The sequence below is a fragment of the Pseudomonas sp. AC247 genome (assembly GCF_979258015.1).
On the sequence record NZ_OZ409829.1, the window covers coordinates 931,230 to 944,448 of the forward strand.

Annotated in this window: 16 protein-coding genes; 8 read left to right on the forward strand and 8 right to left on the reverse strand. The window is 60.1% G+C overall.

The genetic code is table 11. The features are described from left to right. Window positions 1–4 precede the first annotated feature (4 nt). The gene (locus tag ACZZ0B_RS04450) at window positions 5–682 is read left to right on the forward strand and encodes a response regulator transcription factor (RefSeq protein ID WP_008079190.1); all 678 of its coding nucleotides are present in this window, start codon (window positions 5–7) and stop codon (window positions 680–682) included. Beyond that, complete coding sequence (locus ACZZ0B_RS04455) at window positions 679–2,025, forward strand: ATP-binding protein (RefSeq protein ID WP_440097180.1); 1,347 nt, start codon at window positions 679–681, stop codon at window positions 2,023–2,025. Before ACZZ0B_RS04450 ends, ACZZ0B_RS04455 begins: the two co-directional genes overlap by 4 nt. Window positions 2,026–2,109: 84 nt before the next feature. On the opposite strand, the gene ACZZ0B_RS04460 is transcribed toward ACZZ0B_RS04455, so the two are convergent. Next, entirely contained in the window at window positions 2,110–3,108 is a 999-nt protein-coding gene (locus ACZZ0B_RS04460; RefSeq protein WP_463544453.1) for an AraC family transcriptional regulator, read from the reverse strand. 350 nt (window positions 3,109–3,458) lie between these two features. Between ACZZ0B_RS04460 and ACZZ0B_RS04465 the strand changes: the two genes are divergently transcribed. Both ACZZ0B_RS04465 and ACZZ0B_RS04470 read left to right on the forward strand, forming a co-directional pair. After that, a complete protein-coding gene (locus ACZZ0B_RS04465) occupies window positions 3,459–4,793 on the forward strand; it encodes a dicarboxylate/amino acid:cation symporter (protein WP_008079185.1) in 1,335 nt (444 codons plus the stop codon). 266 nt (window positions 4,794–5,059) lie between these two features. Beyond that, the gene (locus ACZZ0B_RS04470; RefSeq protein ID WP_463544454.1) at window positions 5,060–6,241 is read left to right on the forward strand and encodes a CaiB/BaiF CoA transferase family protein; all 1,182 of its coding nucleotides are present in this window, start codon (window positions 5,060–5,062) and stop codon (window positions 6,239–6,241) included. A 110-nt stretch (window positions 6,242–6,351) separates the two neighbouring features. On the opposite strand, the gene ACZZ0B_RS04475 is transcribed toward ACZZ0B_RS04470, so the two are convergent. Further along, on the reverse strand, window positions 6,352–6,846 hold the full coding sequence (locus tag ACZZ0B_RS04475) for a SprT family zinc-dependent metalloprotease (protein ID WP_008079183.1): 495 nt from the start codon (window positions 6,844–6,846) through the stop codon (window positions 6,352–6,354). Window positions 6,847–6,973: 127 nt separating this feature from the next. Continuing rightward, entirely contained in the window at window positions 6,974–7,576 is a 603-nt protein-coding gene (locus ACZZ0B_RS04480) for a Yip1 family protein (protein ID WP_008079182.1), read from the reverse strand. Window positions 7,577–7,959: 383 nt separating this feature from the next. On the opposite strand from ACZZ0B_RS04480, the gene ttcA reads away from it, so the two are divergent. Continuing rightward, window positions 7,960–8,784, forward strand: a complete 825-nt coding sequence (gene ttcA, locus ACZZ0B_RS04485; RefSeq protein ID WP_008079181.1) for a tRNA 2-thiocytidine(32) synthetase TtcA — start codon at window positions 7,960–7,962, stop codon at window positions 8,782–8,784. A gap of 165 nt (window positions 8,785–8,949) precedes the next feature. After that, on the forward strand, window positions 8,950–9,624 hold the full coding sequence (locus ACZZ0B_RS04490; protein WP_463544455.1) for a DNA-3-methyladenine glycosylase I: 675 nt from the start codon (window positions 8,950–8,952) through the stop codon (window positions 9,622–9,624). 114 nt (window positions 9,625–9,738) lie between these two features. On the opposite strand, the gene ACZZ0B_RS04495 is transcribed toward ACZZ0B_RS04490, so the two are convergent. The 3 genes from ACZZ0B_RS04495 to arsC are packed head-to-tail and all read right to left on the reverse strand — an operon-like array spanning window position 9,739 to window position 11,113. Then, window positions 9,739–10,164 carry a DUF2069 domain-containing protein gene (locus ACZZ0B_RS04495; protein WP_008079178.1) on the reverse strand — a complete coding sequence of 142 codons (426 nt, stop codon included), beginning with the start codon at window positions 10,162–10,164 and terminating at the stop codon, window positions 9,739–9,741. Window positions 10,165–10,166: 2 nt separating this feature from the next. Beyond that, window positions 10,167–10,763: an NAD(P)H:quinone oxidoreductase gene (gene wrbA / locus ACZZ0B_RS04500; protein ID WP_463544456.1), complete on the reverse strand. Its 597-nt coding sequence runs from the start codon at window positions 10,761–10,763 to the stop codon at window positions 10,167–10,169. Further along, entirely contained in the window at window positions 10,760–11,113 is a 354-nt protein-coding gene (gene arsC / locus ACZZ0B_RS04505) for an arsenate reductase (glutaredoxin) (RefSeq protein WP_158829118.1), read from the reverse strand. The genes wrbA and arsC overlap by 4 nt, the downstream gene beginning before the upstream one ends. A gap of 113 nt (window positions 11,114–11,226) precedes the next feature. On the opposite strand from arsC, the gene ACZZ0B_RS04510 reads away from it, so the two are divergent. Beyond that, a complete protein-coding gene (locus ACZZ0B_RS04510) occupies window positions 11,227–11,694 on the forward strand; it encodes a TlpA disulfide reductase family protein (protein WP_463544457.1) in 468 nt (155 codons plus the stop codon). Window positions 11,695–11,789: 95 nt separating this feature from the next. On the opposite strand, the gene ACZZ0B_RS04515 is transcribed toward ACZZ0B_RS04510, so the two are convergent. Both ACZZ0B_RS04515 and ACZZ0B_RS04520 read right to left on the reverse strand, forming a co-directional pair. Continuing rightward, window positions 11,790–12,194, reverse strand: coding sequence for an META domain-containing protein (locus tag ACZZ0B_RS04515; RefSeq protein WP_008079169.1), 405 nt, complete (start codon window positions 12,192–12,194; stop codon window positions 11,790–11,792). Next, complete coding sequence (locus tag ACZZ0B_RS04520; protein ID WP_008079168.1) at window positions 12,194–12,628, reverse strand: hypothetical protein; 435 nt, start codon at window positions 12,626–12,628, stop codon at window positions 12,194–12,196. The genes ACZZ0B_RS04515 and ACZZ0B_RS04520 overlap by 1 nt, the downstream gene beginning before the upstream one ends. 133 nt (window positions 12,629–12,761) lie before the next feature. Between ACZZ0B_RS04520 and ACZZ0B_RS04525 the strand changes: the two genes are divergently transcribed. Continuing rightward, window positions 12,762–13,211: a hypothetical protein gene (locus tag ACZZ0B_RS04525; RefSeq protein ID WP_463544458.1), complete on the forward strand. Its 450-nt coding sequence runs from the start codon at window positions 12,762–12,764 to the stop codon at window positions 13,209–13,211. Window positions 13,212–13,219: the final 8 nt, after the last annotated feature.

A 13,219-nucleotide genomic window follows, 5' to 3' on the forward strand; every position in this document is an offset into this window, starting at 1 on the left:
AGCTATGAAACTGTTGGTCGTCGAAGATGAAGCGCTGTTGCGCCATCACCTGCAAACCCGTCTCACGGAGAGCGGTCACGTGGTCGAGTCCGTGGCCAATGCCGAAGAGGCGCTGTACCAGACCGGACAGTTCAACTTTGACCTGGCGGTGATCGATCTTGGCTTGCCGGGCATGGGTGGCCTCGACCTGATCCGCCAGTTGCGCTCGGGCGGCAAGACCTTCCCGATCCTGATCCTCACCGCGCGCGGCAACTGGCAGGACAAGGTCGAAGGCCTCGCCGCCGGTGCCGATGATTACGTGGTCAAGCCGTTCCAGTTCGAAGAACTCGACGCGCGCCTGAATGCCTTGCTGCGCCGCTCCAGCGGTTTTACCCAGTCGACCATCGTCGCCGGCCCGCTGCTGCTCGACCTCAATCGCAAACAGGCGACCCTCGACGAACAGCCGCTGGCGCTGACCGCCTACGAATACCGCATCCTCGAATACCTCATGCGCCACCATCAACAAGTGGTGCCCAAGGATCGCTTGATGGAGCAGCTCTACCCGGACGACGACGAGCGCGATCCGAACGTGATCGAAGTGCTGGTCGGCCGCCTGCGCCGTAAACTCGAAGGCCCGGCCGGCTTCAAGCCGATCGATACCGTGCGCGGCCTCGGCTACCTGTTCAATGAGCGCTGCACTTGATTCGTTCGCTACGCGTTCGGCTGATGCTCGCCGCCACCACGTTGGCGGTGTTGTTCATGCTCGCCTTGCTCCCGGCGATGCAGGGCGCGTTCAGCCTCGCGTTGCAGGACTCGATCGAACAGCGGCTGGCCTCGGACGTCACCACGCTGATCTCTGCCGCACGTATCGAAAACGGCCGACTGGTGATGCCCAATCAGTTGCCGGATGAGCGTTTCAATCTCACTGACTTCCGCTTGCTCGGCTACATCTATGACCGCGAAGGGCATCTGGTCTGGCGCTCGAAAGCCACCCAGGAAGAGCAGATCAACTACAAACCGCGCTATGACGGCCTCGGCAACGAGTTCGCGCGGATCCGCGAAGCCAACGGTCAGGAATTCTTCGTCTACGACGTTGAAGTGAAACTGCTCGGCGGTAAAAGCGCGGCGTTCAGCATCGTCGCCCTGCAACCGGTGCGCGAATACGAAACCACCCTCGAAGGCCTGCGCGAAAATCTCTACCTCGGTTTCGGCGCAGCGTTGCTGGTGTTGCTGGCGCTGCTGTGGATCGGCCTGACCTGGGGCCTCAAAGCCCTGCGCCAACTCAGTCAGGAACTCGACGAAATCGAAGGCGGCACCCGCGAAAGCCTCACCGAACAACACCCTCGCGAGCTACTGCGCCTGACCGGCTCGCTCAACCGTCTGCTGCACAGCGAACGTCAACAGCGCAGTCGGTATCGCGATTCGCTCGATGATTTGGCCCACAGCCTGAAAACCCCGCTGACGGTGTTGCAAGGGGTCAGCGAAGACATGGCCCAGCGCCCGGAAGACCGTGATCAGGCGTGGGTGCTGCAAAGCCAGATCGAGCGCATGAGCCAGCAGATCGGCTATCAACTGCAACGCGCGAGCCTGCGCAAAAGCGGTCTGGTGCGTCATCAGGTACGTCTACAACCGGTGCTGAAAAGCCTCTGCGACACGCTGGACAAGGTTTACCGCGATAAACATGTGCGCGTGGCGTTTGATCTGCCCGAGCATTGTTACGTGCCGATCGAGCAGGGCGCCTTGCTGGAGATGATGGGCAACCTCCTGGAAAACGCTTATCGCCTGTGCCTTGGAGAGGTGCGCATCAGCGTGCGCGAGACGTTGGCCGGGGTTGAGTTGTGCGTCGAGGACGACGGTCCCGGAGTGCCACCGGATCAACGCGCGCGGATTCTGGAGCGTGGCGAACGGCTGGATGCCCAGCATCCGGGGCAGGGGATCGGGTTGGCGGTGGTCAAGGACATCATCGAAAGCTACAACGCGAAACTGGCGCTGGGCGATTCGCCGATGGGTGGGGCGGCGTTCAGGATTCATTTTCCTGCGGTGTAACCGAAAAGATCGCAGCCTGCGGCAGCTCCTACAGGGGAGCACATTGCCAATGTAGGAGCTGCCGCAGGCTGCGATCTTTTGATCTTACTGTTCCTGCGCCCGATAAGCCCCGGGCGTCAGCCCCGTCCACTTCTTGAACGCGCGGTGAAACGCCGACGGTTCGGAAAAACCAAGCTGCTCGGCAATCTGCTGCAACGACAAATCCGCGCGCCCCAAATGGTAGATGGCGATATCCCGCCGCAGCTGATCCTTCAGCTCCTGAAAACTGCTGCCTTCCTCACGCAAATGCCGGCGTAGCGTCTGCGGGCTGATGTGCAAGTGCGCCGCCACCGCTTCCAGATCTGGCCAGCGCGCACTGTCGCGGCTGAGCAAGCGACGCAAGCGGCTGCTCAGGCTGTCGCCGTCATCCGGGCGCGAGAGCAGGTCGGCGGGGGAGCGTTCGAGAAAATGCTTGAGCGTGCGCTCGTCCTGTAACAACGGCATGGATAAATAGCGGCTATGAAACAGCAGGCTGCTGTGCTCGGTGCCGAAGGTCATGGGACAGGGGAAGAGCAGGTCGTATTCGGCGCCGTGGGCGGGTTTCGCATAGCTGAAGGTCGCGTGTTCGAGGCGAATGCGCTGGCCGATCAGCCAGCTGCCCAGTCGATGCCAGATCACCAACAGGCTTTCGGTGAGAAAGTGATCCGGGTCCCACAATGACGCGTCGTCCAGGCTCAAGCGCACCCATTCGTCTTCGCGGCTCAGGGTCAGGCGCGGGGCGGCCGGGAATAAGCTATAAAACAATAAACCGCGCTGCAGTGCTTTCTCCAGATTGCGGCAGTGAATCGAGGCGTGGCACATCATCGCGAAGCTGCCGGGTTTGCTCGGCGCGCTGCCAAAACCCAGGTACTCGTCGTCCAGCGCCAGCCACAGGCCCTGGATCAACCGGGTGAACTGCTCCGGGGCGATCCGTGCACGCGGCTCGTCGAGCAGTTCCGCGCTGATGCCCAGTTGCTGCAGCAGCCCTGAATAATCGCAGCCCAGACGGCGCGCGCCACCGAGAGCGGCGCGAGCGAAATGGCTGGCAATGGTGCGTTCACGCATAAGCGGCAGATCCTTTCTCAGACGCCGGATGGTACTCGGGGGTAGCGTGGGCAACAAGGCGGATTTCCGCCAAATTGTAGGACGAGATCGGCCCGGTTGGCGGAAATCCGCCACAATCAACTCGCGAGGCGGTGACATTGAAAAACCTGCAGGCCCTGATATCAAAAGGCTTGCAGCGAAACGCACCAAAGTGGCACGAGGTTTGCGATACAAGCGACAGAAGCGTGCGTTGATCCCGTTCGGAAAACGCCGCTCCAACAACAAATCCCTCCAGTGCAGGAGGGTTCGCAATTCAGGTTTCGCGGCGTAACAGATGGATGTTGCACGCGGGGCTCTTGAGGAAATTTGCAATGACGACTCGTCAGCCACTGTACAAATCCCTGTATTTCCAGGTGATCATCGCAATCATCATCGGTATTGCGCTCGGTCATTACTACCCGCAGTTCGGCGTGGCGGTAAAGCCGCTGGGTGACGGGTTCATCAAACTGATCAAAATGATCATCGCCCCGATCATCTTCTGCACCGTGGTCAGCGGCATCGCCGGCATGCAGAACATGAAGTCGGTCGGCAAGACCGGCGGTTACGCACTCCTGTACTTCGAAATCGTCTCGACCATCGCCCTGCTGGTCGGTCTGGTCGTGGTCAATATCGTGCAGCCGGGCAACGGCATGCACATTGATGTTGCAACCCTCGACGCTTCCAAAGTCGCTTCTTATGTCGCGGCCGGTGCTGACCAGAGCGTTGTCGGCTTCCTGCTCAACGTGATCCCGACCACTATCGTCGGCGCGTTCGCTACCGGTGACATCCTGCAAGTGCTGATGTTCTCGGTGATCTTCGGTTTCGCCCTGCATCGCCTGGGTGCCTACGGCAAGCCGATCCTCGACTTCATCGATCGCTTCGCCCACGTGATGTTCAACATCATCAACATGATCATGAAGCTCGCGCCAATCGGTGCCTTCGGTGCCATGGCCTTCACCATCGGTGCCTACGGCGTGGGGTCGCTGGTGCAGCTGGGTCAACTGATGATCTGCTTCTACATCACGTGCCTGCTGTTCGTGTTGATCGTGCTCGGCGGTATCGCCCGCATGCACGGCTTCAGCGTGCTGAAAATGATCCGTTACATCCGTGAAGAGCTGCTGATCGTACTCGGCACCTCGTCGTCGGAATCGGTATTGCCACGCATGCTGATCAAGATGGAGCGTCTGGGCGCGAAGAAATCGGTAGTGGGTCTGGTGATCCCGACCGGTTACTCGTTCAACCTCGACGGTACCGCGATCTACCTGACCATGGCCGCGGTGTTCATTGCTCAGGCAACCGACACGCACATGGACATTACTCACCAGATCACCCTGCTGGTGGTGTTGCTGCTGTCCTCCAAAGGCGCTGCCGGTGTGACCGGTTCGGGCTTCATCGTGTTGGCCGCAACCCTGTCGGCGGTAGGTCACCTGCCGGTGGCCGGTCTGGCGCTGATCCTCGGTATCGACCGCTTCATGTCCGAAGCGCGCGCACTGACCAACCTGGTGGGCAACGCTGTTGCGACCATCGTGGTTGCCAAGTGGGTGAAAGAGCTGGACACCGACGTACTGGACGCCGAGCTGGCTTCGGGTGGTCGCGGTATCGCTGACACTCGTCCTGAAGACGACCTGGGTGTGGCTGAAGGCCCAACCCCGAGCAGCGTCAAGTAAGTAAACGAAGCCCCGCATCAATGCGATGCGGGGTGGTGAAAAGCCCTTCTGGTGAGGGGATTTATCCTCGATGGAGTGCGCAGCAGTCCCTTCTTTTTGGTGGTAGAAGGGAGCCGCTACGCGACTCATCGGGGATAAATCCCCTCACCACGGGGTTTTTTATTGCTTGCGATTTGAGCGTAACGGTCACACCCGCTGACATATCCGGTGATTGCTGCATCGGCAATGGCTGCCTAGGCTGAGTGCATCGCCCAAGGAGCTTGCCCATGTCTGCACCGCTGGCCTCACTGAAAATCCTCGATTTCTCGACCCTGTTGCCGGGGCCGTTTGCCTCGCTGTTGCTGGCCGACATGGGCGCGGACGTGCTGCGCATCGAATCGCCGACGCGTCTGGACCTGCTGCGGCTGTTGCCGCCGCACGATGCCGGGATATCCGCCAGTCATGCCTACCTGAACCGCAACAAACGCAGCCTGGCACTGGACCTGAAACAGCCCGAAGCGCTGGACGTGGTCAAGCAGTTGCTGGCCGATTACGACATCGTTCTCGAACAGTTTCGCCCCGGAGTGATGGAACGTCTGGGGCTGGGTTATGAAGCATTGAAAGCGATCAATCCGAAACTGATCTATGTGTCGATCACCGGTTATGGCCAGACCGGGCCGTACAAGGATCGCGCCGGGCACGACATCAACTACCTCGCGCTGGCCGGACTTGCCAGCTACACCGGCCGCGCCGACAGCGGGCCGTTGCCGTTGGGCATGCAAGTGGCCGATGTCGCCGGTGGTTCGTTGCACGGGGTGATCGGTTTGCTCGCGGCAGTCATTGCCCGTCAGCAAACGGGGCAGGGCACCCATATCGACGTGAGCATGACCGATTGTGCGTTCAGCCTGAATGCCATGGCCGGCGCCGGGTATCTGGCTTGCGGCGAGGAGCCCGCATGGGAAGAGCAGATGCTCAATGGCGGCAGCTTCTATGACTATTACCGTTCCCGCGACGGGCGCTGGATGTCGGTCGGCAGTCTGGAGCCGGGGTTCATGCAGCAGCTGTGTACCGCGCTGGGGCGGCCGGAGTTGGCGGCACAGGGGTTATCGCCGAAACCTGAGCAACAGCGAGCGCTGAAAGATGCCTTGAAGGTCGAGTTCGAGCGGCATGACTTTGTTGAACTGTGCGAGATGTTTGCCGGGATCGATGCCTGTGTCGAGCCGGTGTTGAGTCTGGGTGAGGCCGTTCGGCACCCGCAATTGCAGGCGCGTGAACTGGTGACGCAAGTGCCTCGTGGGGATGGCACGTCGCAGGCGCAGATGGCGTGCCCGTTGAAGTTTTCCGAGGCGTTGCCGGCGCCGCGACATGTTGGGGCGGTGTTGGGGCAGCATACCGATCAGGTGTTAGCGGAGTTGGGGTTCAGTGCTCAGCGGATAGCAGAACTGCGGTCTTCCAAAGTCATTCTTTAGTGTCTGTACCGGCCTCATCGCGAGCAGGCTCACTCCTACATTTGGAATGCGTTCCACCTGTAGGAGTGAGCCTGCTCGCGATGGGGCCAGAGCAAACAACACAAATCTGACTATTCCACCCGCATCTCACCACTGAACACCAAGGTGTTGCGGCAGCGCCGGCACAAATACCGCCGCCCCTGTCGCACCAGGCTGTGGCGCTGCGCCGAGAATGGAAAATCACTGTCCACGCACGGGCATTTGTAGATATAGCGCGTGACGCTGCGGCGTTTGATGGCGTAGGTGTGGCAGCGATCCGGCGGCAGTTCGTAAACCCCGCGCATGATCAGTTGCCACTCCTCGCCATGCGGCTGGATGCGGTCGCCAAACAGCTGATGGGCGATCAGGTGCGCGACTTCGTGGGCCACGGTCTGCTTGAGGAAGTGTTCGGTGTTTTCCCGGTACAGCTGCGGGTTGAAGCGCAGCAGGTTTTCGTGCAAATGCGCGACACCGGCTTTTTGCCCGCGCAGCTTGAGACTGACAACGGGGCGTTGGAAATGACGTTTGAAAAAGGCTTCAGCGAGTTGGTAACAGTCTTCGACGCGGGTATTGAGTTGCTCGGGCATGCTTGATGGATCTCCAGAGACGGCGAGTATGCCGCAACGCCCCGGACTTGCGAATCGCCGAGCTGCCGAATGGTCATCCGGCAAACGACAAGGCCGCCTTGCGGCGGCCTCGGATTGGATTGGCGAATCAGTTGGTATAGACGGGACCTACGCCCAGCCCCCAGACAATCACGGTGAACGCCATGATGGCAACCAGTACCACCAGACCCACCGCCAGCACCGAACTTGAAAACAGGAACCCTTCATCCGACGGAATGTTCATGAACGTCGGCAGCCCTACGTACAACAGATAAACCGTGTAGCAGATGGCCGCCGTGCCGACGATCATCCCCAGCCACATATGCGGATACAGCGCCGCCAGCCCGCCGACAAACAACGGTGTTGCGGTGTAAGTGGCAAATGCGACACAACGGGCCAGACTCGGGTTGGCGTCATACGTGCGCGCCATCCAGTGCACGAAGGCGCCCATGACCGCGACGCCGCCGAGCATGGCCAGGTACGACATGACGGTCATCCAGACTGCGCTTTCGACGGTGAGCATGACCGGCGCACGGTTGCCGATCACCCAGCCGACCTGGGTGGTGCCAATGAACGCCGAGATAGCCGGGATCGCCGCCAGAATCAGCGTGTGTGTCAGGTACATGTGGCTGATGCTTTCCTCTTGGTCGCCACGGATTTCCTTCCATTCCTGATCGGGGTGGGTAAAAAGTCCCACTACGTGATGGATCATGCCAGTCACTCCTCTTGTTATTGCCATCGCCCCCCAACGGAGCGCCTACGGGCCAATGAGGCCGAGCAAATTCAGGTCTTGGATGTGTGCGACCTTATGTCGCAGTATAGAAAGGACTTAACCGCACAGGTATTAGGGGCTTAGAGCAAATCGCGCTGTAAACACGGGGCTTAATCGCCGCACAGTCTTGACTGGCCCTGTAGGAGCTGCCGAAGGCTGCGATCTTTTGATCTTGTTTTGAAAAATCAAAATCAAGAGATCGCAGCCTTCGGCAGCTCCTACATGAATATGCATTTCAGAATGCGAGCAGTCGGGATGCTTCGCGCATCCGGGGTTTTTGCGTAAAATGCCGGCCTTTCGTCACACCTCACGGATTTCGCGTCATGGGCACTCTTACGGTCAACCAGAACAAACTGCAAAAGCGCCTGCGCCGCCTGGCCGGCGAAGCCGTTGCCGACTTCAACATGATTGAAGACGGCGACAAGGTCATGGTCTGCCTGTCCGGGGGCAAGGACAGTTACACCATGCTCGACGTGCTGCTGCACCTGCAGAAGGTTGCCCCGATCAAGTTCGAGATCGTCGCGGTGAACATGGACCAGAAGCAGCCGGGCTTCCCCGAGCATGTGCTGCCGGCCTACCTCAAAGAGCTGGGCGTCGAGTACCACATCGTCGAGAAAGACACGTACTCGGTGGTCAAGGAATTGATTCCCGAGGGCAAGACTACCTGCTCGCTGTGCTCACGCCTGCGTCGCGGCACGCTGTACACCTTCGCTGATGAAATCGGCGCGACCAAGATGGCCCTCGGTCATCATCGTGATGACATCGTCGAGACGTTCTTCCTCAACATGTTCTTCAACGGTTCGCTGAAAGCCATGCCGCCGAAGCTGCGCGCCGACGATGGCCGCAACGTGGTGATCCGTCCGCTGGCGTACTGCAACGAGAAAGACATTCAGGCGTATTCGGATCTCAAGGAATTCCCGATCATCCCGTGCAACCTTTGCGGTTCGCAGGAAAACCTGCAGCGTCAGGTGGTCAAGGACATGCTTCAGGACTGGGAGCGCAAGACACCCGGTCGAACGGAAAGCATCTTCCGCAGTCTGCAGAATGTCATCCCGTCGCAACTGGCCGACCGCAACCTGTTCGACTTCACCAGCCTGAAGATCGACGAGACTGCGGCTTCGCGCTTTGTGAACGTCGTCAATCTCTAAACCCAATCTCTGTGGGGCCACACTTTTGTGGTGAGGGGATTTATCCCCGATGGGCTGCGCAGCAGCCCCCCGCTTTTCTGGGGGAGCTCCGCTCCCCATCGGGGATAAATCCCCTCACCACAGGGCCCCGCATTAGTTTCTTTATTCAATTCACCAGGAGAGGGCATGCGCGATTACAAGTGGCTGCACGAATACTGTCTGAACCGCTTCGGTTCGGCGGCTGAACTGGAAGCCCATCTGCCCGTTCCCAAGACCCCCGCGCAACTGCGCAAGATCAGCGACGACCGCTACCTCTCGACCATGGCTCTACGCGTATTTCGCGCCGGCCTCAAGCACAGTCTGGTCGACGCCAAGTGGCCGGCCTTCGAAGAAGTGTTCTTCAAGTTCGCCCCGGAAAAGGTCGTGCTGATGAGCGCCGAACACCTCGAGCGGCTGATGCAGGATGCGCGGATCATTCGTCACTTGGGCAAGTTGAAAAGCGTGCCGCGCAATGCGCAGTTCATCCTCGACGTCGAGAAGGACAAGGGCAGTTTCGGCGCGCTGATTGCCGACTGGCCGGTGACTGATATTGTCGGTTTGTGGACGTATCTGAAAAAGCACGGCCATCAACTCGGCGGGCTGTCGGCACCACGGTTTTTGCGCATGGTCGGCAAGGACACGTTTGTGCCGAGCTACGACGTGGTGGCGGCGCTGAATGCACAGAAAATCGTCGACAAGGTGCCGACCAGCCAGCGTGATCTGAAGATTGTGCAGGACGTGTTCAACCAGTGGCATGAACAGAGCGGCGGGCGGCCGATGAGCCAGATTTCGATGATGCTCGCCTACACCGTCAACCATTAAGACCGAGTCGCCCCAATCGCTGGCAAGCCAGCTCCCACAGGATCTCTGTTGAAACACAATTATGTGATCGACGCAAAAACCTGTGGGAGCTGGCTTGCCAGCGATGACGGTCTGTCAGGCGATGGAGATCTCGCCTTCACCCGCCAATTTGCGATTCAACTGATACCGCCACCGCACATACAGCAGCGCGGAGCAGAACACCGCCAGACTCGCGACCATCTCCAGCACGCCAAACAACTGCCGGTTGGGGTCATACGCCGCCAGTGCGCCCTTGATGAAATACAGATTCACCACAAAACACATCCACGAATGGCCACGGGCGCTGCCCATGATCATCGCCGGGGCGAGGACGAGCCACGGGATCAGTTCGACCAGCAGAATCACCCACGGCCGTGCGCCGTGCAGGTCAGCGAAGATCAGATAGTAGGCCGCGAGCAATCCGCCCAAGGCGAAAAAACTCAGCAGGCTGATGACGCGCATGGCCTTCACGCGTGGCTCCAGCCACTCGACGGCAGGCAGGATTTTCGGCTTCTTCGCCACCGTCAGCCCTCCAGTTTCTGCGCAGTCTTGGCCAGACGCAGACCGAGCGCGCGGCACAGCGCCACTTCGTGCTGATCGAGACCCTTTTTGCCGTCCGCCCCGGCATGATGGCTGGCGCCGTAAGGCGTGCCGCCGCCCTCGGTTTCCAGCAGCGCCGATTCGCTATAGGGCAGGCCGGTGATCAACATGCCGTGGTGCAGCAGCGGCAGCATCATCGACAGCAGGGTGGTTTCCTGACCGCCGTGCAGGCTGGCGGTCGAGGTGAACACGCCGGCCGGTTTGCCCACCAGCGCGCCGGTCAGCCACAGGTTGCTGGTGCCGTCGAGAAAGTACTTCAGTGGCGCAGCCATGTTGCCGAAACGCGTCGGGCTGCCCAGCGCCAGGCCGGCACAGTTTTTCAGATCATCGAGAGTCGCGTAGAGCGCGCCGTCGTCCGGGATGCTCGGCGCCACCGCTTCGCACTCGGTGGAAATTGCCGGCACGGTGCGCAGACGCGCTTCGAGGCCGGCCTGCTCGACACCGCGAGCAATCTGCCGCGCCATCTCGTTGGTCGAGCCGTTGCGGCTGTAATACAGCACCAGAATGTAAGGCGCGCTCACGGCAGCAACTCCAGCACATTTTCCGGTGGACGACCGATGACCGCTTTGTCACCGACTTCGAGAATCGGCCGCTCCATCAGTTTTGGATGCTGGGCGATGGCGTCGATCAATTGCGCTTCGCTGAGGCTTTCGTCAGCGAGTTGAAGCATTTTGTATTCATCTTCGCCGCTGCGCAGTAACTGGCGCGCGCTGATCCCCAGCTTGCCGAGCAGGGCCTTGATTTGCGCCGCGTTCAGCGGGGTTTCGAGGTAGCGCACGACCGTTGGCGTCAGGCCGCGGGCTTCAATGAGTTCCAGCGCGCCGCGGGATTTCGAGCAGCGCGGATTGTGATAAAGCGTCAGATCGGTCATGGCGGGTCGCTTCTGGCGTAAAGTGGCGGCTATTCTAACTGTGCAGCGCGCAATCCAGAACCGTCAGAGGCGATGGGTCGCAGGCGCCTTCAAATTTTCACAAGGAACAGGACATGACACGGCGATTGGCAGCGGCATTGACGATTATCGGGGCGTTGATGCTGGGGGGCTGCGGCAACGATTACGGGATCGACCAGAACGGTCAGAAAGTCGCCTCCGAGCGTTTGGACAAACACTGGGTCGTGCTCAACTACTGGGCCGAATGGTGCGGCCCGTGCCGGACCGAAATTCCGGAACTCAACCATTTGGCTGATGAACTGAAGAGCAAGAACGTCGGCGTGTTCGGGGTCAACTTCGACAACGTGCAGGGTGTCGAGTTGAAAGACGCCAGCGAGAAGCTCGGCATCAAGTTCACCGTGCTGGCGCAGGATCCGGCGGAGTTGTTCGACTTGCCACGCAGTGAGGCACTGCCGGTGACGTACATCATCGACAACAAAGGCAAGGTGCGTGAACAGCTGATGGGCGAGCAGACGGCGGCGGGAGTGATGGCGAAGCTGGAGGCGTTGCAAGCAACCAAATAGGTTGTTGTGAAAGAAAAGATCGCAGCCTTCGGCAGCTCCTACAGGGTGTACACGGACTCATGTAGGAGCTGCCGAAGGCTGCGATCTTTTGCGGGTTAACCCTCTTCCAGCCACCAGCGCAACGGCTTGCCTGCGGCTGGCCAGAAGCGCATCTGCTCGATCGGCGAGATGTCCCAGCGCTCGACATGCTCCAGCGCCTGCAGGAAGCGTTGCTCCTGCTCCATCAGCGCCGGGGCGCAGAGTTTGCGGGTCTTGCCGATCTTGCCGAAGCTGATCTTGTCGCCATCCAGCGTATACGGTGCGAACCAGTGGTTGCAGCCGCCGTTGCCGTAGGCGCGACCATCATCGCCAAGGGTCACGGTCAGATGGCTGTAATCCATCAATGGCCGCTCGCCGATCCATTCCAGAATGTAGCTGCGGTTCTGTTGCAGTTGCACAGGCTCCGCGGCGCAGCCTACCAGGCCGGCACCGACCAGAGCGGTCAGGGCAAGGCGTTTCATCACGCAGGCTCCTGGCATTTCGGGCACAGATGCTTGTCGCCAACGGCTTTCCAGCCCAGCTCGGCGATACGTGCCGTGGCCGCTGGTTTCTCCGCGGTTTTGCCAAGTTTGGCATCCACGGCAAATTCAAAGCTCAGCTCTTTGGCGCAGCTGTCGCAGTTGACCTGCCAGGTATGGATGGCCAGTTCACCGAACACGGGGCCCGTGGTCATCGCGGTCCATTGGCCTGGCGGATTGATCAGGTGGCGAACGGTTTCGACGGTCAGGCGCATGGACAAGTCCTTGCTGCCTTTGAGGGTGACCAACAGCGCGTCACCGATGCGAATCGAGCCACCGTTGCCGGTCACCTGATAGCGGCCCGGAACCAGCGCGCGGCATTCGGTGAGGGTGTGTTGCGGGTTCATCAGGTTGTAGCGGAAATCGTGTTCGACCATGGGTCCTCCAAATATGCGCGACATGCTAGCACGGGCCCGGTTGCAGAATGATGTGCACGTGCGACCTTCGATCCGGTTCAAATCGACCCACACCCATGGCAAACTGCCGCCCTCGACTCTGAAGGAACGCAACATGGCGCTGATCGAATGTTATGAATGCAAGCGCAGCATCAGCTCGCAAGCCGCCGCGTGCATTCATTGCGGCGCACCGATGGCGGCGCAGGCCAGCCAGGTACCTGCAGCACAACCGCAGTCTGGCGCCACGCCCGTTCAGGTCTCGACCATTTCGTTCGGCAGTCTGCCCCGCAATAAAGCGGTGCCGGAGGCGTTCGTCCCTCCTGCAACGCAGCCGTTGCCGCCCGTCACGCCCGCCGCCGAAGAGCGTCGTCGTGCGCCGGCCACCGGGGTTGAAATGCACATCAATGAAGACGGCAGCCGCCCGGTCGAAGGCTGGTTGAAAATCATGGTGTTCCTGATGCCGATGATTTTCGTCTGGTTCCTGCTGCGTAACGGGCACTCGATGAAGCAGCGCTTTTTCGGTTTCGGCTGGCTGGCGCTGTTGATACTGGCGGCGTCGCTCTAGTCGAAGTG